This window comes from Nostoc sp., assembly GCF_036917155.1.
In the GTDB taxonomy this organism is placed as follows: domain Bacteria; phylum Cyanobacteriota; class Cyanobacteriia; order Cyanobacteriales; family Nostocaceae; genus Nostoc.
In genome coordinates, this window is sequence record NZ_JBALDZ010000200.1 from 14,793 (window position 1) to 33,245 (window position 18,453).

The following is an 18,453-nucleotide window of genomic DNA, read 5'->3' on the forward strand; positions in this document are numbered from 1 at the left end:
ACTCATTTAATGCTTAAAGCATTAATATTTAGCGATCAGGACTGGTTGAGGCATTATTTTATACAAGTTTACCAGTTTTAAGATATTCTCTAAGCACTTTACCAAAAAATATACAAAAAGTGCAGATAACGCCGAGTGTTTTCCGCAAATATCACGATGTCACTTATAACTTTCAACATATAAAACTGTAATAATCAACAAATATCACAGAAAACTTAATGAAAGTTTTCATTGTCAATCAAATAATTTACCAAGCCCCTTCGGGGCGGGAACAGGGAACTCTTAACAGGGAACAGAAAAAAAATTAGCCCCGAATACAGGGTTTAAAGCCCCTAAATTTATTTATGAAAAGAGATAAAAATATTTGAAACGAGATGGCGTCAGCCACGATGTTTCAATGTGTCCTTGTACAAATCCCCTGATTTTAATTATGGGGATTTCCCTGTTGCCTGTTGCCCGTTCCCTGTTCCCTTTTAACCATAGCACTTTTAGTAAAACTAACTATCGATAGATTTTTATGAACATAAATGAAGTGAAAAAACCAATCTTTACTACTACATTATTTTTTTGTTCTATGTTGATTATGAGTTGTAGTAACTCTGGCAAGAGTGCTTCTCAAGAGAATACAGTAAATCAAGCAAATACTGCAACAGCTATCCAAGTTAATTCGGAATCTATTTCTGTAAATGAAGTAAAACTAGATAACAAAAAAAATAGCAAAGAGCCGACTAATTCAGCATCTCTTAAAGACAATCAATCCAAGGAGATTGAAAACGATAACCCAATTTTTGGTACTATCAAAGACATGCAAAATGGGGACTTAAAATGCTACGTTACTGTTGTAGATGAAAATGGAAAACTATACGAAGGTGTCGGTGCAGTCTTTGATGTTTGCGAACCAGATAAATACGTCAACAAAAAAGTAAAAATGTATTATTCTTTAGAAAACGTCAGTGATTGCCAAAGTTCTGAGCCTTGTGGAAAAACAATCGAAGAATGGTTGATTAGCAAGATAGAAATTCAAGATGAATAATTACAAGATGAATTTTAAAATTCTACAGATTAAGTAGATGATGGGGATAGTTGAGCATTTGGGCATATCTTCGGTAAGCTGACTGTAACTTGAGTTCCTTGCCCCACTTCACTAGACAAGGTAATATTACCACCATGCAACTCGACACAACCTTTAGCGATCGCTAGCCCTAAGCCTGTACCAGGAATTGTGTCAACATTACTTCCACGACTGAAAGATTGAAACAAATTCTCTTGATCTGTCACCGGGATACCAATTCCCCGATCTTTGATGTAAAAGATTACTTCTGATTCTTTGCCAATCAGATGAAATTCTACAGTACCTCCATTTGGAGAGTACTTAATTGCATTGGACATTAAGTTAATAAAAATTTGCTGCAAAAGTCCGCGATCGCCCCAAAATTCCTGATGATTACCAGTAATTTGAAAAATTAATTCGTGGCGATCGCCTACTGTTTCTCGCTCTTGTTCAATCAGATCAGAAAAAAATTGTAGTAAATCTAATGGGATTGGTTTAAACTTGGGTTTTTCCAGTTCAAATTGGTTAACCAGAAGCATATTATCCACGAGTTTGGACATATATCTTGCTTTCTGTTCAATGATTCCCAAGAACCGCTCTTGTTTAGACTCATCAAGTTGCTGGCTATGTTTTACCAAAGTTGATGCAGCAGCCAAAATTGAAGTTAGGGGCGTTCGATACTCATGGGAAACCGTTGCAATGATTTGGGATTTAAATACATTGAGTTGCTTTTCTTTGGCAAGGGATGCTTGAGTTTGGGCTAATAATTCCGCCTGTTGAATAGCGATCGCTAACTGCACCGAAACTTCATTAAGCATTTCTGCATCATCAGTTTGCCATTGTCGTTCCCCAGAATTATGGTGAGCAATCAATAAGCCCCAAAGCTTAGGGGTTGGGTTCCCATTGTTGCTGAGATTAATGGGAACCACCAGATTTGCCTTAGGATTAAATTGCTCTTTTAGGCTGACACAATTACACAAGCCAAGCTCATAAATGTAAGGGATTGGGGATTGGGGATTGGATATCGGGGATTGGGAAAACTCTTCCCTAGTTATCAGTACTCTGTCTCCTTGTCTCCTCGTCCCCTTGTCTTCAGTCCCCAGTCCCCAGTCCCTAGTCCCCAATCCCCAATCCCCAGTTCGATCGCACAATGCCACAGTGCGGTATGACTCAACTGATGAAGCAACTATTTTACCATCTGTATCTGGAGCGAACTGATACACCATGACGCGATCGCACTTCAGAAGTTCTTGTACCTCGGCTACAGCCGTATTCAAAATTTGCTCTAGGTTAAGAGACTGACGAATTCGTAAAGCAGTCGTCGCAATTAGGCGTTGTCTCTCCTGAGTTTTCTGGAGTTGAGCTTGCAAAAACGATTGCTTAATGGCATTGCGAACTGCTAGTTGCAGCACATCCTGTGTCAGGTGTTGCTTGACTAAATAATCCAAAGCACCCCGTTTCATCACTTGTACAGCAACCTCTTCATCACCACGCCCTGTCAACATAATCACAGGGACAGAAGTCTTAAATATCTCCTGCTGCATCTGGTCGAAGAGTTCTAACCCGCTCATATCAGGTAGGCAAAAATCCAGCAGAATCACATCGCAGCGTACTTTTCGGCACAAAGCAAGTCCTTCTTCTGCACAGTCTGCCTCCAAAATCTGGTAGGACTGGTGCGGATCTTTCAAAAGATACCGACGATAGATTTTTCGATCTGCGGCACAATCATCGATGATGAGTAGCGTCCGTATGTCCAACATAAGGTTATGAGGATCAGGGAGCTATGTAGATCCCTTTTATCCAGATTGTGTTTTCATTGCATAATTCTAAAAATAATATAAAATAAATATGAATAAAATCTAAATTCTTTAGGAATTCTAAAGCAAATTAAACAAGGTAGGGAAAACAGGAAGATGGGGAAAACGCATCTACCAGAGACAAGCAGACACATTCAGGAGTACTGAGTGCTGAGTGCTGAGTACCTCGGCTTAGAGTAACCCCGTAGATAAATCTAGAGGATTGAAGTAAGGACGCATTAAATATGCGCTACGCATCTCGAAATAAATATCTATTCCTTTTTCCATACCGTCATGCTGGGGCTAGCCTGCGGGTTCCGCTTTGCGGTACAGACACTCGTTAGCTGAGTGTGATTATTACTTTTTTTACTCAGCACTCGTTACTCAGCACTCAGCACTGTTTCAGTGACTCAAAGAGAAAATAAACAAATTAATCCAACACTGGCGGCGTATTGGCTTCAAGCCAGTAATCCACAAATGCCTGAATTGTCTTTTTTAGTTCCTGAGCATCCATCGGCTTTACCAGATATCCATTTGCGCCCTTTTGGTAGCACAATTCAATATCCTTGGGGTTAGATGATGTAGTAAAAACAACGATGGGGATTCCCTTGAAACTCTTATCTTGCTTAAGACGATCTAAAATGTCACGCCCATCAATACCTGGCAAATTGAGATCGAGCAAGATCACAGAGGGTCGTAATGCTACTTTAGGGTTGGGTGGACTTTCGCCTTTAGCGTAGGTATCCTTCCCCAGCTGATAGAGGAACTCTAAAACCTCATCTCCATTAGTACAACGGTGTATGGGGTTCTGGACGGACATACGCCGCATTAGACGTTGCAGCATCCGAAAATCTTCATTGCTGTCCTCAACAACGAGCAGCGGTTCATGAAGTTTTTTTGTCATTCGTGGTCTTAAAAGAGCTTAACAAAAATACATATTTAGTCATTATCTTAAACTATTCCAGCGTAAAATAGAAACTTGAGCCAACGCCGACGTTAGATTCAACCCAAATTTTACCGTTATGAAGCTCAACAATCTTCTTAACAATAGCTAGCCCAGCACCGGCTCCTCCACCGTACTTTTCCTGGGAATGGAGCCGCTTAAATAATCTAAAGATAGTTTCGAGATGATGCTGTGGAATTCCAATGCCGTTATCGCGGATATAAAAAGTGATTGGGGATTGGGGATTGGGGATTGGGCTAAGAAAACTCTTCCCTAGTCGCCAGTCCCTAGTCGCTAGTCCCTCATCTAAGTAGCCAATCTCAACCCATTGCTCTGCTTTGTCGTTGTATTTGAACGCATTACCAAGGAGATTACTAAAGACTTCATTAACGAGAACTCGATCGCACAAAATAGTTGGCAAAGGGCGAGGAATGCGAATATCCACAAGCCCAGAATCTTGACGACTAGCACGAAAAACCTCAATCACTTGGTTGAGTAATTCGTTGAGGTCAGTTGCTTGCAAGCGTAGTTGTGCTTGTCCTAACTGCGATAACCGCAGTAGAGCATTAATCAGAGTTTCCATGCGTACAGACAAGGATACTACTGTTTGCAAGCACTCGATTCCGTCATCATCTAATACTTGACTATAGTCTTCTAGCAACACCGTCGAAAAGTTATAAATGCCCCGCAAAGGTTCTTTCAGATCGTGGGAAGCGGCGTAGGCAAAGGATGCTAGTTCTTGGTTACTACGCTCTAACTCCAGGTTGATTTTAGCTAATTCATCCGCTTTTGAGAGTACAATACCAACGATCGCATTCCTCAGAGCGATCGCACTATCAAGTTCACAGGCTTTCCAAGGTAGAGAGGTTAATCTAACTGTTTCCTGCCATGCTGCAAAAGATTTTCGTGGAGATAGGCTAAGGCTACCATCTGCCTGGGTTTGAATAGATTCCTGTGGATTTCCTGCCCAGTGTACCGTTTGGAGAACTTCCGGGCGAAACCAAAGGATGTAATAGCGCCGGACTTTAGAAATCCGCAGCAGCAACAAGCCACTGGCAGTATCTTTAAATCTCAGCGCTTCTGGGTAAAGCTTGGGTAGAGAATCAGTGGAAAACAGGTTATCACTAACTTGGGTATCCGCCCATTCAATTAACGTCCGAACCTCATCAATATTCGGTGTTGCTTCCACAAGGGTAATTTCATTATCCAGACAAACTGCCGCTCCTGAAGCACTAACAAGATCGAGCAAGCGGATTTCAGGTTTAATTAGGGCATCGATAAAATTGTCTGCTTGGGAAATGGACTCAAGGAACTCAGACTGTAGCGATTTGAGCTTTACCTTATAATCCCATTCCGAATGACTGATTTTGTGTGTTAACTCTGAAGATGCAATCTGTCCCAAAAATTCGCACATCTTGCGGACTTCGTAAGAAATATACTTTGGTGTTTGATGGTGGCAAGATATTAATCCCCAAAGCTTCTGCTCTTGAATCAGTGAAATCACCAAAAGAGCCTTCACGCCCATATTTTGATGATATTCTGCACAACACCAATCAAAACTTCGTAGCATAGAGTAGCTTAAGTCAAGAGGCTGGTGTGTCGTCGGATTTTCCGTTGGAACTAGTTTGATCGGTTCGGCAGTCAAATCGGGGAGAAATCGGAGAAAGCAGCGGGTGTATAACTCCCTAGCCTGGGCCGGAATATCTGTAGCGGGATAGTGGAATCCTAAATAAGGTGATAAATCTTCGCGTTTGACTTCTGCAACCACAGAACCCGCTTCCGACTGGTCAAATTGATAGACCATTACCCGATCGAAACCGATGATTTTTTGGACTTCTTCAGCTACCAAATGCAAGAATTCTATCAGATTGGATGTGCTTTGCATTTTAGCGATCGCAACACCTGCCAAACTATAAAAGCCCAAGAAACTCAACTCCGATTTTGAGTCTATCGGTTCTAGCTCCAGAATCACAGCCTCTTCTAGACGATGAGCAATAGCGTCGAAGTATTTTCCCCCATTCAAGGTATTTATTAATACTTTTGAAGCATTAGAACTGCCAATTTTTTTCCCTAAGCATTGCTTGACAATTTCCACTTGCCGAGCCTCAAGTAAATAGCTCAAAGGTTGACCAAGCAAATCTTCTGGCTCTTTGCCCAAATATGCTTGGGTATTGTTGCTAACTTGCAATATCTCTAGCTGAGTACTGAGTGCCAGTAGTACGCCATGAGGTTGAATAGAGCCAGGTATGTGAATAGGTTTGCGATCGTGGTTAGTCAGGGCAGTAGCTTGGGCTGTAGTATATTCAGACTGGCTCATAACTGAACTTATGTAAAGCTGACTTTTACAATAGCGCAATTAAATGTGACATTTCTTTAAAGTATATGCCCAGAAGTATGAATGCGATCGCATATCAATCTTGCTTATTATGGTTTTTATCGTAACTATAACTGACAAAAACTCCCTAAAATAAGGCAACAGACGCAAACCTGGAAACCCAGATTTTATCTGACTTTCTTAATTAACAATTACGAATTAGTATGTCTCTTGCTCCTTGGCGAAGCGCGATCGCTCATGCACTCCATCGCAACCGCAGCCTTGTTTATGCCCGTTACCTCCAACTAGCAACGGTACAGGCAAACGGTCGCCCCGCTAATCGTACCCTAGTCTTTCGCGGCTTTCTGGAAGATACAAACCAGCTAAAATTTATCACCGATGTTCGTAGCGCGAAAACCGACCAGATACAGAAACAACCTTGGGCAGAAGTTTGCTGGTATTTCCCCAACACACGAGAACAATTCCGCATCACTGGTTGTTTGACCCTAGTAAGAGGTGATGATTCTGATCGGGATTTACAGTTAGCGCGGATTGCAATATGGCAAGAATTGAGTGATGCGGCGCGTTTACAGTTTGCTTGGCCTGATCCTGGTAAACCTAGAGTCGAAACTCCAGAAGCTTTTGCACCACCAGTACCCGAACCTGTGCAGCCAGTACCTAATTTTTGTCTCCTGCTACTCGATCCGGTACAAGTAGATCACTTAGAATTACGCGGCGAACCACAAAATCGATGGCTTTACCATCGTGATGACCAGCAAGATTGGTCTGGTCAAACGATTAATCCGTGACATCTCCCGCCACTGAACGGAGTACCGTTTCAGTGGGGGCTTCCAAGACAATCCGGCTACCGCTTAGGAGGCTCTTGGCTTTTGAGAACGGAATGCCCTACCGCTCTATTCTTTATATTTATCGCTGCATTATGATCGCGGTCAAGACTACACCCACAACCAGGGCAATCATGCCATCTTTCATGCAGTTTTTTGGGAACTTTCACCCCACAACTAGAACAATCTTGACTCGTGGCAGATGCTTTAACTGGGATAACACATAATCCAGCGTTTCAGGATTATCTCGTAACTCTGGTAAATGACAAACAAATAAAGAACAAGAATTGATAGAGCATCTATTTTCTTCATACCAGCGAAAACGATCAGCGCAGCAAATACCGCTAAATACTAAGCTGCTTGAAGAGATAGGATCTATGTACAAAAGTAGAATTTAGGAGTAAACCTCTGTCTTTACAAGCTATCACCGTTCCCACAGAAACTTCTCAACCCCCCGCAGGCTTAATTGTCACTTTGCATGGTTGGGGTGCTAATGCTGAAGATGTGGCATCTTTGTTACCCTCGATCAATTTACCTGATTACCAGTTTGTATTGCCCAATGCACCTTTTCCTTATGCCTATTCCCCGATCGGGAGGGCATGGTATGATCTACGGGTGGAAAATATGTATGAAGGGTTGCCAGAAAGTCGGCAACTGTTAATAGATTTCTTGGAATCTTTAGAAAGTACTACTGGCATACCTTTATCACGCACCATTTTAAGTGGATTTTCTCAAGGTGGAGCAATGACTTTGGATGTCGGCTCAAAATTGCGCCTAGCAGGTTTAGTTGTCATGAGCGGATATCTGCATCCTGACGCACTAACAGCAGCTCAAAGTGGAATTCCGCCGACTTTAATCACTCACGGTAGATATGATGAAGTTGTGCCCCTGCAAGCTGCTTTGAAGGCACAGGAAACTCTCAAGTCTTTAGGAGTGGCGGTAGAATACCATGAATTTGATATGGGGCATGAAATACATCTACCAACGTTAGAAGTGCTACGGAATTTCGTTGTCAATACCATTGGCTAGTCAGCATTACGAATTTTTGATAAATTCTGGTACAAATTCTGACAATTTTCACGAAAATAATGGCCTCTAATGAGTAATATATATTGGGTGGCTGCGTTCGGCGCAACTTAACCCAGGCTGAAGGCGAGTGCTGCATAAGGGAGGGGCAAGCATTATGACAACTCTAAGCATTTCCCAAAAAGAAATTGCTGCCATGAGTGCGGCAGAAGTAGAAGAACTAGCTACACGTCTGGAACTGGATAACTATAGTAATGCTTTTGAGGGTTTAAATGATTGGCATCTATTGCGAGCGATCGCATTTCAGCGTCCGGAGTTAGTTGAACCCTATATCTACCTCTTAGACTTGGAACCCTACGATGAAGCGTAGTTGAGGTTGAGAGTTAGGAGTTAGGAGTTAGGAGTTGGAAATTAATATTCAGTAACTACTTGCTCCTAAGTTACTACTTACTTCTAAATTTTTACCATGACTAATCCAAAATTGAACAGGGTTCTAATTGGTGTAGGTGGCGGTATCGCCGCCTACAAAGTTTGTGAACTGGTTTCGAGACTGTTTAAAACTGGGGTGGAAGTTCGAGTCATCCTCACCCGTTCGGCACAAAAATTTATCACACCTCTGACAATAACCACCCTATCTCGTCATCCCGCCTACACAGATGATGATTTTTGGCAACCAACTCACTCTCGTCCGCTGCATATTGACTTGGGTGAATGGGCAGATGTCATGGTAATTGCCCCTTTGACAGCCAATACATTAGCAAAGTTAGCCTACGGAATGGCGGATAATTTACTCACAAATACTGTGCTGGCTTCTACTTGTCCCGTGCTGTTAGCACCTGCAATGAATACGGATATGTGGGAACAGCAATCGGTGCAGCGTAATTGGCAACAGCTATTGATAGATAGCCGATATCATGGGATGAATACAGCATCAGGATTATTAGCGTGCGATCGCATCGGTGCTGGTAGATTAGCAGAACCTCCAGAAATATTCGCTCACATCCAATCGTTATTACACACTCAAGGCAAACGAGATTTAGCAGGTAAACGAGTGTTAATTAGCGCTGGGGGAACGCGAGAGTATCTTGACCCAGTGAGGTTTATTGGTAATCCTTCTACAGGTAAAATGGGATTAGCTTTAGCGCAAGCATCACTTCACCGAGGGGCAAGTGTCACCTTGGTACATGGCCCAGTTAATTGGGATGTACCATTGGGAGTGCAAGCAATTCCTGTTGTTAGTGCAGACGAAATGCAGCACGTCATGGTGGAATGTTTACCCAACGCTGATATCATTGTCATGTCAGCAGCCGTGGCAGATGTGAAACCACGAGATTACAGTACAGAAAAATTGCCCAAGCGATCGCTCCCCCAAGCTTTACCCCTGGAGCCAGTACCGGATATAGTCGCCCAGTTAGCACAACATAAACAGCCACATCAAATATTAATTGGTTTTGCTGCACAAACTGGCGATATTGTCAAGCCTGCGTTAGAAAAATTACAAAATAAAAAACTAGATGCGATCGTTGCCAATCCCATCGATCAACCTGATAGTGGTTTTGGTAGCGATAATAATCAAGCGATATTTTTAGATAGTCAAGGAAATCAGCTAGAAATTGCACCTTGTTCTAAATTAGAAATGGCCCATCAATTAGTTGATTTTGTCATTACCGAATTTTAGATTTTAAATCTCTCAACATCCCTCTTAAGTGTGAGAGTAACTCACAACTCTAGGTAGTGGCGCTAGTAGTTAAGGATGGCTAATCTAGATAAAGTTGATTCAAGATTCACTCTGGTTTAATTCACCACACAAATCTTCAGTGGCGCGTGCTGGGGATTTACTGCCTGTCTGGATAGCCTCAATTAAATGTTCTTTAGCATAGCGATAAATATGAAAGCAGATCAACTTCTGAAAAACTATGCCGCAGGTATCAGAGATTTTACTGGTGTTAACTTGAGCGAGGCCAACTTAAGGGAAGCCGATCTCAGTGGTGTAATTTTAGATAAAGCAATTTTAGATGGAGCTAATCTGAGTCACGCTAATTTAAGCCACGCCAGTTTGATTGAGACAGATTTAAATGGAGCAGATTTGAGCAATGCGGATCTCAGTGGTAGCAACTTAAGCGGAGCTATTTTGGATGGAGCTATCTTGGATGGAGCTGCAATGGAAGGCGCTAATTTGAATCATGCTGATTTGACGGTTGCGAAACTGATTGACACTAACTTGAGTGAGGCGGATTTGCACGAAGCAAGCTTGATAGCGGCGAATCTAGATGGAGCCGATTTAAGTGGTGCAGATTTAACTGTAGCTGACTTGTCTCAGGCAAATCTCACTCAAGCAGATTTGAACCAGACTAATTTGAGCGGAGCAAATTTGGATGGAGCCAATATAGAAGGAACAATCCTTGATGAGCAATGATTATATAGATTTCTTGCACCCTGTCTTAAGCCTCCATGCATCAACGCCGGTCTGATAATTTGCATTCAGTGTAATTTAGCAATTTCTCTTACCACTCCCCACCACAGTAAGAGTCTATAAGAGTGTTGCGTAACGCACCATCTCAAGCTTTTGGTGCGTTACGCAACGCTTTCACACCCTACGTATATTTCAAAAATCAAATACTAGTCCTATACTTTGAAAAAGTTTGCTAGAAGTAGTGTTACTTATGATTGTCATAATTAAAACAATTGACTCTCAACTATCAATGGTGAACTCTACCCTCGTTGTCACACTCTATGTCAACCCTCTGACAGGGAATGATACCAATACTGGTTCACGGTTGAGTCCGTTTAAAAGCCTCACCCGTGCCTTAAAATTAACCAAAATCTCGACGATAATTCATCTGGAATCGGGAAATTACAGCGCTGCTAGTGGTGAGGTGTTCCCACTGGTCATCCCTGGAGGGACGACAGTGGTGGGTAATGAAGCAAAAAAGGGTGCAGGAATTTTAATTTACGGGAGTGGTGAGTATCAAAGTCCCAGCTTTGGTATGCAAAATATTACACTGCTCTTGGTAGATAATGCCTGTCTTTTGGGTGTAACTGTTACCAATCCTTCAGTCAGGGGTACTGGTATCTGGATTGAATCGGCTGTACCTACTTTAGCTAACAATACTTTGAGTGACTGTGGGCGGGAAGGTGTGTTTACTACTGGTACTGCAAAGCCCACAATTTCAGATAACATATTTGTGCAAAATACTGCTAGCGGTTTAGTGATGGCAGGTCATAGCCAGGGAGAAGTACTGCGGAATGTATTTGAAAGAAACCCTCTAGGCATAGCAATTAGTGATTTTGCCGCTCCAACGATCGCCAATAATAAATTATCAGAAAATCGCACGGCGATCGCACTTTCTCGCAACGCCCAACCTGTAGTGCGTCAAAATCTCATTGTTCAAAATACCCAAGGTGGTCTATTAGTCAATGGTAATGCAGTCCCCGATTTAGGTAATACCCAAGATCCCGCCAATAATATTTTTCGTGATAATCATGAATTTGATTTATATAATGCTACTACACAAAATCTGGTTTCTGTAAGTAATCAATTAAATCCTTCTCTAGTTAAGGGCTTGGTCGAATTGGTTCAAATTAATCAAGTAGCATTTAGCACTAGTTATTCTGATATCCCAACACAATCCCCATCTCAAAAACTTGTCGCATCTCCCGAATTAGATGGACATTGGGCAGAACCATTTATTCAGGCATTAGTGAGCATGAATTTAACTCATGCTTTTGCTGATAGTAGCTACCAGCTAGATAAACCCATGACTCGCGCCCAGTATGCAGATATGGTGGCGATCGCCTTTAACCCATTTTCCAAAATCCTAGCACCTGATTTTACGGATGTACCCAAGGATTTTTGGGCTTATAGCGCTATCCAAATTGCGGCTAGCGGTGGTTTTGTTGGCGGATTTAGCGATCGCACTTTCCGCCCCGATCAACATGTGCAGCGGCTACAGGTGATTGTCTCCCTAGTGAATGGACTGGGACTACCAGCTGTTGATAGCGATATTTTGGAAGTATATAGCGATCGTCATACCATTCCCGACTATGCCCGAAAAGCCGTTGCTACTGCTACACGATGGGGAATAGTTGTCAACTATCCAGATCCGAAAGTCCTTGCACCTTCACGTTTAGCAACACGTGCCGAAGTTGCAGCAATGGTTTATCAGGCATTAGTCGCCATCGGGCGAACACCGCCGATTACAGAGCTTTTCAACTAATTAAAGTACACTACCCATGCCCCTCAAGAGTGCTGAGTGCTGAGTGGGGAATCTCATTTCTTTACTCAGGACTGGGAACGGGCTAAACCTTAGCTATCCGCTAACGGAAAAGAGGAACTGTTTTGCCCAATGCCCCATGCCCAATCCCCATCTCATTCATAGTGTAAATAATTGAAAATTTCTGTAAATCAGTCTATGTAGGGTTGCATTCTAGAAGTTGACAAGTAAAATAGGGGACACTGCTTATCGTCTTAGTAACTTGTGGGAAAAAAACCATGTAGTTAAAAGCACGTTAGGCTAATATGCAGTGGGTGACAAATCTTAGACCTATTGCCTAAAGCTAATAGCCCCATGTTAACAACACTTCCAGACACCTCTGCCAACTTGGCGATCGCCTTATTAATTAACTATAGTTTTGATCTCAGTGGATATAGTGCCAATGAGCTAGTTGAGCGTTGGCAAACGCAATACCCACTTAATTGGCTACACCTGGCAGTGATTGAGGCACTATATCAAGGTCGTTATAAAGCGGTTTCTGTGCAACAAATCTTAGTATTTTGGCAGCGCCGGGATCAGGCTACATATCATTTCAATATGGAATTTGAACGTATGGTTTGTAGCAAGTTTCCCCAAAGCTTAACCTCATCGCCGACACCAGCCCTACCGCCAGCGAAGAAAAATCCCACTGTAGAGAGAGTGACGAGTCCTCAATTACCACCATCAAAGATTCGCAACGGCTATCAATACAGCAATACTGCAACTCTACAACTGAAAAGCTCCCAACCAAAGGCATCTTTAGCTGAAGAAGAGGTGAAGCAGGAAGATAGAGAGAATAAAACTGCTTTGAAGTCTTCGCTTTCTGGGAAATTTGCCTCTTCGGCAACCCTTCAGCTAGCATCTGCTGTCAGCCAAAGGCAAACTTCACAAGAAAGTCTTCCGCCTTCCCCATCACTAAGCCATCATCAACGACAGCCAAAACTGCTGCCGCCTGCTACTATTCATGCCCCAATTGGGCAATTTACTCCAGAAACAAGCGATCGCTCTGACTCTTTTACGTCTAAACTTAAAGCGATGTCTGGGGAAGGGGGAAGAGGAGCAGGGGAGCAGGGGAGCAGGGGAGCAGGGGAGCAGGGGAAGCAAGAGCGGAATAACTAATGCCCAATGCATTTTAGATTTTTATTCTGTAACTAAGAGCTTAAAGCGCTCATCGTCGGCAATCTCATCAAAATCTAGGTCGGTTGCTGCGTCTTCTTTATACCTGGGATCGAGTTCAATTGCTTGTTGTAGAGTTAGCAAAGATCGTTCAACTTGTCTTTGCAGTGCGTAACAGGCTGCTTTGTTGTAATGGGCACTGGCATAATCTGACTTAAGTTCTAAGGCTTTGTTAAAACTAGCGATCGCTTCATCATCGCGTCCCAATCTTACTAAAGTATAACCGCGTTTATCCCAGATTTTGGGAGAATTGGGTTGGAATTCTAAAGCTCTATCCAAGGAGACTATTGCCTCTTCATATTGTTCTAATGCTATTAGAGAAAGACCGCAATTCAACCAAGCAACGGCATCATCAGGCTTGATTTGTGTCGCTTTCTCAAATGAGGCAAAGGCTTGCTGATGCTGTTTTAAGTTTCCCAAAGCAACGCCGCGATCGCACCAAGCTTGATGATAATCTGGTTGAATCTGAATAGCGCGATCGTAGGACGAAATTGCATCTTTGTAGCGTTTTAGCCTTCCGAGAGTTAGCCCTCGCTTTAACCAAGCCACAGGTTCATCAGCTTGGATTTTAACCGCTTGGTTGTAAGCTGCGATCGCATCTTCATAGCGCCTTTGGGAAAACAAGGCATCTCCCTGTTTTACATACTCATCAGCAGTGAATTCTGGTTGTTGTGGCTGTTCCTGAATTTCTTCTTCAACTTCAGAATTTACCACCTCTGGAATGGATTCAGGTATAATTTCAGTTAATTCTTGAAGGATGAGATTCTTTCTTTCTTGGGCATCTAGTTTTAACTCAGAGAGTTGAGAGACAAACTCAGTTTCTAATCTTTCTAACTTCTCCAAAATTAGAATCTTTTGTTGTTGAGCATTCCATTGTAATTCTGAGAACTGCGAAGTAAATTCAGAACCAGACTTTTCTAAATTTTCAATGATTAGCTCTTTACTCTTTTGAGCATCTATTTGTAACTCAGATAGCTGAACCGCAAACTCTGACTGTAATACTCCTAAATTATCAACAATTTTATTTTTTTGCTCAACAGCATCTACTTGTAATTCAGATAATTGAAACTTAAATTCTTTATCGACTATTCTTAAATTATCAAGTGTGATATCTTTTTGTTTTTGGGCATCTACCTGTAACTCAGATAATTTTTCAGCAAGTTCTGACTGCAATTTATTTAAGCTTTCCAAAGCTATATCTGTTTGCTTTTTAGTATCAGACTGCCATCCAGAAAGTTGAGATGTAAACTCAGACTTTGATACTTCTAAATCAGCAATAACTAATTCTTGCTGTTGTTGCACACCTAACTTTAAATCAGCTAGTTCTTCTGCTATGACAGATGCTAATTTTCCGAGATTCTCCAGTGCTATCTCTCCTTTTTGTTGATAATCCAACTCTAAATTAGATAGACTAGAAGCAAATTTAGACTCTAAATTTTCTATATCTTCTTGAGATTTTTGGAGATCAACTCCTAATCTACTTAATACCTGTGTTCTAGCTAAATCTAGCTCGGACATAAAAATAGATACATTCTCTTGTTCACTTTTAATTTTTTGTTGTAAAGCGATAGTTTCTTGTTCTAATTCATAATTTATTTTTTTAGCTTCTTGAATAACATTTTCAGCCTCTTCTTTAACTGTGGTAAGCTGATTTTGTAATTTTTCCATTCCCTGTAGTTGTTGTATTGCCCTATCAACAATTTCACGGATTACCGTTCGTCGCAGAAGCCATAATGACGCCAGGACTGCGATTGGAAATAGACTCAATATAACTAGCCAAACATCAAGTAAGATAGTTGTACGGCTAAAAGCACTATTAAGATCGGATTGCACTTGCTGTTGAATTCGCTTTTCCGTTCGTAGTCGTGCTAATTCTTCCCGTTCCTGATTCGATAACACCGGAGTAGGAGTTAATGCTGGATTAGGTGATGGTGCAGATTGTCCACTGGCAATTCCAACGGATAACAGTAAGGGTAAAAAGACAGTAGTGCTTTTGATAATTAAAGCGAAAACAGCTTGATTTTTGCTCTTCATAACAACCATCTCAGTCTGTTGGTCAGTTTTTGAAGCGGCGTGCCTCTTTTCAATCTATAACAGAATTAAGTAGTGAAATGTTGTAGAGGCAATGAGAAATGCTAAACAATCCTTAACTAATCTGTTTCTTCGTACTTTATTGTACATACAACTTCAGTGGTCCAGTGTAGTCATTTTTGGGCTTACCATTATAACATTACTTAAGTTGTACCTACTGCCAAAGAGGGCAAAAACCAACTGGCACTAGTACAAGAAGGCAAAAGTAAAAAAAAAGAATGCTTATTTTGTAAGCTTTCTGGCTATTTTAAATGGGTGGTTTATTTACGCCGTGTTGTACTAGCGTTAGATTATCTAGGGTAAACAGATTACTCATCCGAAAATTAACTTAACAAAGGCGGTAGAAAATGGGTCGCATCAATCCTTATACACTGCAATTGCAGATTACCCGAATGTTTGAGCAAGGGCAATCATTTTTTGCCACAACTAAGGTACAGGAATGGTTAAAAGAACGCAAACATAATCCAGAAGATTATGACATTATTTTCCATAAAAAACCCGCGCCTCCTGGTTCCAAAGAAGTGATGGTAGTGGAAATTGAATTACGACGTAAAGATGGACAACCTGTAGATCCTTGGTTGCAAGAACAAGCAAATCTCCATGCTTGATTTTAGCAACAAGCAATTTTCAATTTAAATTCATACCATCTTAACAAAATTTACAAAATAAAGAGCGTTCCCAATTGCGGAACGCTCTTTATTATCTTTAGATGGAGTATAAATATCTTTTAAACTATCTAAAGTTAATCTGAAGCACCCTATTAGGTGAATCTAATGGGTGAGGCATAAAAAATACAAAATATAGTACCTTGAGGGTAGAAATGGTTGCTTGGCACAGCAATTTATAGATTCAAAAATTAGGAAGTAGATGATGACTGTAAACCAAATTATGGGAGATTCACCAAATCAGATTTATGGCAATTTTGGTAAGCGTTTTTTTGCCTGGATGATGGCGAAAAGTAGCGGCACGTATGATAAAATTGCCGGTGAGCGCAAACGTTCTCTTTTTGCAAATCTCCAAGGTAAAGTATTAGAAATTGGCCCAGGAACAGGCCCTAATTTACCCTACTACCCTAAAGATATCCACTGGATAGGAATTGAGCCAAACCTACATACCCATTCCTATCTCAAAAAACAGGCAGAAAAACTTAATTTAAACATCGACCTCCGCATTGGTAATGCTGAATGGTTAGATGCGGAAGATAACAGCATAGATACTGTTGTTAGTACATTAGTTTTGTGTTCAGTGCCGAATATAAATTATACATTACAGGCAATTATAAGAGTACTGAAACCAGGTGGACGCTTCTTATTTATTGAACATGTCGCGGCACCTCAAGGAAGTTTATTACGACAACTGCAAAACCGAATTAGTCCGATTTGGAAAGTAATCGGTGATGGTTGTCATCCAGATAGAGAAACTTGGATAGCCTTAGAAAATGCTGGTTTTAGCAGCATCAATTATGAGCGATTTGATGCAAAATTGCCGATTGTTAGTCCTCATATTATTGGCATAGCGACAAAGTGAAAAAACTGTTTGGGGTTGCGGAATATAATTATAAATAACCCCACAGCTTGAGCGGTGGAGTTATTCATAATTTTAGGGATTCTCGCGCAAGAAATCAGCAATCTTATCTAATTCCTGCTGATTGAGGCGAAATTCCCCAGCACCGATGATTCCTTCTACCTGCTTGGAATTGCGTCCGCCAACAATCGCAGCTGTCACCGCCGGATTGTTTAAAGTCCAAGCGATCGCTACTTCACCCGGCGAGCGATCGTGTTGTTGACCAATATGTTGCAGCACCTCCACCAGCTTCAGGTTACGAGATAGACGTGGCTCCTGAAATTCACTACTATTCTTGCGCCAATCATCATCTGGGAAATTAGCAACCCGTTCAGGTGTAATCGCTCCTGTGAGCAAGCCAGACTGCATCGGTGAATACACAATCACGCCGATATTATTTTCCTTGGCAAAAGGCAGAATTTCCTTTTCGACATCGCGCTTCACCAGAGAATAAGGCGGTTGCAATGACGTAACTGGTGCAATTTCCTGAATACGTTTCAACTGTTCTACATTGAAATTTGAAACCCCGATATAGCGAACCTTCCCCTCATCCTTGAGTTTTGCCAGAGTTGTCCAGCCTTCTTCAATGTCTGAGTCAGGGTTTGGCCAGTGGATCTGGTAGAGATCAATGGTTTCAATGTCAAGTCGGCGCAGACTGGCTTCAACCTCCCGCCGCACAGAATCCGCCTTTAAGCTGCGACCAATTTCGCCCTTTTCATCCCAAATCATTGAGCATTTCGTGAAAATGTAGGGGCGACTAGATCGACCTTTGAGCGCTTTAGCAACAACCTCTTCCGAATGTCCCAGACCATAAATAGCTGCGGTGTCAATCCAATTAACGCCGAGGTCGAGAGCGCGATTGATCGCTTCAATGGATTCCCGATCATCCTGCGTTCCCCAACCAAAAGCCCATCCACCTCCACCAATTGCCCAGGCACCAAAGCCAATTGGGGTAATGTGAAGCTCTGAATTACCAAGCTGTTTGGTTTGCATATCTACCTTCTTCAAGAATTTTTGAGTCAATTGCTAGTTTAAGCTGCAAATATGTTCTCAACAGCTATCTGAAGTGTGAATTACTACTAGTACCGCAAGGCGGAATTCAAAATTAATACAGCGTAGGCGTTTCAGCAAATTAACTTTGGCAAAACTCTGCGTACCTTTGCGTTTACCTCTGTGTTCCTCTGCGTTTAAAAAAGTTACGAACTTATGCAAAGCTGTACTAAGTGAAGGCGATCGCCTTCCACCTAGTCAAGTTGAGCTTGAAACACTGCGACACACTTATGTGGCGTGATTCCTTGATAGAATCCCCAGAGAGTTTACCGCTGACGAAAGAGAAAAGTGTGTATAAAATTGATTCGTCTTCAGTGGTACAGGATACATCCAGGATGTCTAATT

Annotated in this window: 15 protein-coding genes and 1 pseudogene; 10 read left to right on the forward strand and 6 right to left on the reverse strand. The window is 41.8% G+C overall.

Translation table 11 applies throughout. The features are described from left to right. Positions 1–517: 517 nt before the first annotated feature. Positions 518–1,033 carry a hypothetical protein gene (locus V7K67_RS25620; RefSeq protein ID WP_335168930.1) on the forward strand — a complete coding sequence of 172 codons (516 nt, stop codon included), beginning with the start codon at positions 518–520 and terminating at the stop codon, positions 1,031–1,033. A 29-nt stretch (positions 1,034–1,062) separates the two neighbouring features. On the opposite strand, the gene V7K67_RS25625 is transcribed toward V7K67_RS25620, so the two are convergent. From V7K67_RS25625 to V7K67_RS25635, 3 genes are all read right to left on the reverse strand, one after another. Beyond that, positions 1,063–2,811 (reverse strand): ATP-binding protein, encoded by a 1,749-nt coding sequence (locus V7K67_RS25625; protein WP_334728972.1) that lies wholly within the window; start codon positions 2,809–2,811, stop codon positions 1,063–1,065. Positions 2,812–3,277: 466 nt separating this feature from the next. Next, positions 3,278–3,751, reverse strand: a complete 474-nt coding sequence (locus V7K67_RS25630; protein WP_334709901.1) for a response regulator — start codon at positions 3,749–3,751, stop codon at positions 3,278–3,280. Between the two features lie 52 nt (positions 3,752–3,803). After that, positions 3,804–6,107, reverse strand: coding sequence for an ATP-binding protein (locus V7K67_RS25635; RefSeq protein ID WP_335168932.1), 2,304 nt, complete (start codon positions 6,105–6,107; stop codon positions 3,804–3,806). Positions 6,108–6,328: 221 nt separating this feature from the next. On the opposite strand from V7K67_RS25635, the gene V7K67_RS25640 reads away from it, so the two are divergent. Further along, positions 6,329–6,913, forward strand: a complete 585-nt coding sequence (locus V7K67_RS25640) for an Npun_F5749 family FMN-dependent PPOX-type flavoprotein (protein WP_334728974.1) — start codon at positions 6,329–6,331, stop codon at positions 6,911–6,913. On the opposite strand, the pseudogene V7K67_RS25645 reads toward V7K67_RS25640, so the two are convergent. Further along, positions 6,903–7,185, reverse strand: a pseudogene (locus V7K67_RS25645) (zinc ribbon domain-containing protein); the annotation flags it as partial. The gene V7K67_RS25640 and the pseudogene V7K67_RS25645 overlap by 11 nt on opposite strands. Positions 7,186–7,372: 187 nt before the next feature. Between V7K67_RS25645 and V7K67_RS25650 the strand changes: the two are divergent. The 6 genes from V7K67_RS25650 to V7K67_RS25675 all read left to right on the forward strand — a co-directional run bounded on the left by V7K67_RS25650 (position 7,373) and on the right by V7K67_RS25675 (position 13,347). Continuing rightward, the gene (locus V7K67_RS25650) at positions 7,373–7,978 is read left to right on the forward strand and encodes an alpha/beta hydrolase (protein WP_335168941.1); all 606 of its coding nucleotides are present in this window, start codon (positions 7,373–7,375) and stop codon (positions 7,976–7,978) included. A 154-nt stretch (positions 7,979–8,132) separates the two neighbouring features. Continuing rightward, positions 8,133–8,345 carry a protein IsiD gene (isiD, locus tag V7K67_RS25655; RefSeq protein ID WP_179064795.1) on the forward strand — a complete coding sequence of 71 codons (213 nt, stop codon included), beginning with the start codon at positions 8,133–8,135 and terminating at the stop codon, positions 8,343–8,345. Positions 8,346–8,441: 96 nt separating this feature from the next. Then, positions 8,442–9,653 carry a bifunctional phosphopantothenoylcysteine decarboxylase/phosphopantothenate--cysteine ligase CoaBC gene (gene coaBC, locus V7K67_RS25660; protein WP_334728975.1) on the forward strand — a complete coding sequence of 404 codons (1,212 nt, stop codon included), beginning with the start codon at positions 8,442–8,444 and terminating at the stop codon, positions 9,651–9,653. A 210-nt stretch (positions 9,654–9,863) separates the two neighbouring features. After that, positions 9,864–10,391 (forward strand): pentapeptide repeat-containing protein, encoded by a 528-nt coding sequence (locus tag V7K67_RS25665; protein ID WP_334728976.1) that lies wholly within the window; start codon positions 9,864–9,866, stop codon positions 10,389–10,391. 286 nt (positions 10,392–10,677) lie between these two features. Further along, the gene (locus V7K67_RS25670) at positions 10,678–12,192 is read left to right on the forward strand and encodes a DUF1565 domain-containing protein (protein WP_334728988.1); all 1,515 of its coding nucleotides are present in this window, start codon (positions 10,678–10,680) and stop codon (positions 12,190–12,192) included. Between the two features lie 351 nt (positions 12,193–12,543). Further along, a complete protein-coding gene (locus V7K67_RS25675; RefSeq protein WP_335168935.1) occupies positions 12,544–13,347 on the forward strand; it encodes a hypothetical protein in 804 nt (267 codons plus the stop codon). Positions 13,348–13,368: 21 nt separating this feature from the next. Here V7K67_RS25675 and V7K67_RS25680 read toward each other — a convergent pair whose 3' ends face one another. Next, positions 13,369–15,438, reverse strand: coding sequence for a tetratricopeptide repeat protein (locus V7K67_RS25680; RefSeq protein ID WP_335168937.1), 2,070 nt, complete (start codon positions 15,436–15,438; stop codon positions 13,369–13,371). A 404-nt stretch (positions 15,439–15,842) separates the two neighbouring features. Here V7K67_RS25680 and V7K67_RS25685 point away from each other — a divergent pair, with 404 nt between their 5' ends. Both V7K67_RS25685 and V7K67_RS25690 read left to right on the forward strand, forming a co-directional pair. Next, positions 15,843–16,103: a hypothetical protein gene (locus V7K67_RS25685; protein ID WP_194043036.1), complete on the forward strand. Its 261-nt coding sequence runs from the start codon at positions 15,843–15,845 to the stop codon at positions 16,101–16,103. Positions 16,104–16,362: 259 nt separating this feature from the next. Beyond that, a complete protein-coding gene (locus V7K67_RS25690; protein WP_335168939.1) occupies positions 16,363–17,022 on the forward strand; it encodes a class I SAM-dependent methyltransferase in 660 nt (219 codons plus the stop codon). Positions 17,023–17,094: 72 nt separating this feature from the next. On the opposite strand, the gene V7K67_RS25695 is transcribed toward V7K67_RS25690, so the two are convergent. Continuing rightward, positions 17,095–18,051 (reverse strand): aldo/keto reductase, encoded by a 957-nt coding sequence (locus V7K67_RS25695; RefSeq protein ID WP_334728980.1) that lies wholly within the window; start codon positions 18,049–18,051, stop codon positions 17,095–17,097. Between the last annotated feature and the right edge of the window lie 402 nt (positions 18,052–18,453).